Below are 233 nucleotides of genomic sequence, written 5' to 3' on the forward strand. Positions count from 1 at the left end.
TGGCGACTGATGAAACGTGTCGGGATAAAGGCTCAGGTCGGATACCGGAGCCCGCGGGCACGTAAAGGCGAGGCCAGTATCGTGTCGCCCAACAGGCTCCAGCGACAGTTCAATCCGGATGCTCCGGATGAGCGTTGGGTAACGGACATAACCTACAGTGTGCCCGGAGTTCAGGGCGGGCATGGATGCTTAAATGAACCGCGAGTCTGTCTGGAATATTGAACCGGTAACTC

At 57.1% G+C, this 233-nt stretch carries 1 pseudogene; it reads left to right on the forward strand.

Features of this window, described 5'->3' with window-relative positions:
* Positions 1 to 156, forward strand: a pseudogene (locus tag OGX67_RS00350) (IS3 family transposase); the annotation flags it as partial.
* Positions 157 to 233 lie beyond the last annotated feature (77 nt).

Origin of the sequence: Citrobacter sp. Cf118, assembly GCF_030334095.1 — a bacterium.
GTDB classification, from domain to species: domain Bacteria; phylum Pseudomonadota; class Gammaproteobacteria; order Enterobacterales; family Enterobacteriaceae; genus Citrobacter; species Citrobacter freundii.